We start from the raw sequence: 1,299 nt of genomic DNA on the forward strand, positions 1-1,299 counted from the left end.
CCAAGGCCAAGGACGTCACCGATCTCATCGACACCTACTTGATGGACCTCGCCTCCATCGCGGTGACCAACGACCACCGGGCCAAGGCGATCCTCGACCCCAGCTACACGGCACGCGTCTACAACGCCTACAAGGAACATTTCGCCGCGCAATTGCCCGCCGACAGCCCCGTACGAGCCCTGCTCCCCGCCGACAAGGGACGGTTCGGCGTCCTCGCCGATTTCGCCCAACTCGCCACCAGCGTCGGCACCAACAACCGCGGCGACAGCATCCAGCAGCCCAGCCTGCCACCAGCCGCCCCAGGTGCGACGCACCCCCGGCTGCCCGGGAGCGACAGCGGCTCCACGGTCTCGGAGTCGGCACCGGACCGACCGCGCGGACTGCGGGATCACCGTCCCCGGTTCGTCGTCCGTTCCGGCTTCGACGCCCGCCGGTTCACCCATGAAGGCGATCCGGTCACCGACTTGACCGTCCGCGTCGCCCTGCGCGGCACCGAGGAACAGGCCACCCGCGTCTTCGACCAACTCCAGCAGGGCGTTCGGGAGTTCCTCAGTGACCCCGCCTACCGACTTCCCGACGGCGACCGCCTGCACGTCACCGTCGAGCGCATCGACCCGGACGACACCCAGGCGCAGGCCCCGCACCTGACCGTGGACCTCGTGGGCCGCGACCGGGCGATGGACCAGGTGACCTGGTGGACCGACGCGGCACCCGTCCAACTGGTCCACGAGCTCACCCACCAGCTCGGCCTGCGCGACGAATACCGCGACACCGACACCCCGCACCGCCCCCACGTCCTGGGCAGCCTGCTGGGCGACCTCAACGAAGCCCCCGAAGACTCCTCCCTCGCACCCGCCGGCCTGCGCGACCGGCACCTGGCCCTCCTCGGGGCCCTCATCGGCGACGTAACCCGCGCCCCCCAGCCCGACAGCAACCCGACCGACCCGAGCTGGGCCTCGGCACGCGAGACCGCTGTCCCCGAAACCCGCACTTCCATCTGGGTCGACCCCGTCTCCCTGCCCCGCCCCACCGGCACCACAACAGGTCCCGACGTCCCGGCCCACATGCCCCAGGAGACGGACACCGCGCCCGAAGCCCCGGCGCAGACGCTGCGCCCGTTCAGGCTGGGCAGTTTCGAGTTCACCAACCTCAACCAGACCGAGCGTTACCTCGACAAGGCCGTCCGCATCGCCGAACTCCTCGACGAACACGCCACGATCAAGAACTACATCGGCAACCGCGCCGTGCGCATCACCCTGCACCTGCGCACCACCGAGACCCCCGCCGACGTCATCGACC

The 1,299-nt window shown here is 70.1% G+C and carries 1 protein-coding gene; it reads left to right on the plus strand.

Features of this window, described 5'->3' with window-relative positions; all coding sequences use genetic code 11:
* Positions 1-1,299 (plus strand): hypothetical protein (locus tag E4U92_RS36170; protein WP_168725286.1); only part of this gene is annotated, 1,299 nt, incomplete at both ends.

The organism is Streptomyces galbus (assembly GCF_005280195.1).
GTDB classification, from domain to species: domain Bacteria; phylum Actinomycetota; class Actinomycetes; order Streptomycetales; family Streptomycetaceae; genus Streptomyces; species Streptomyces galbus.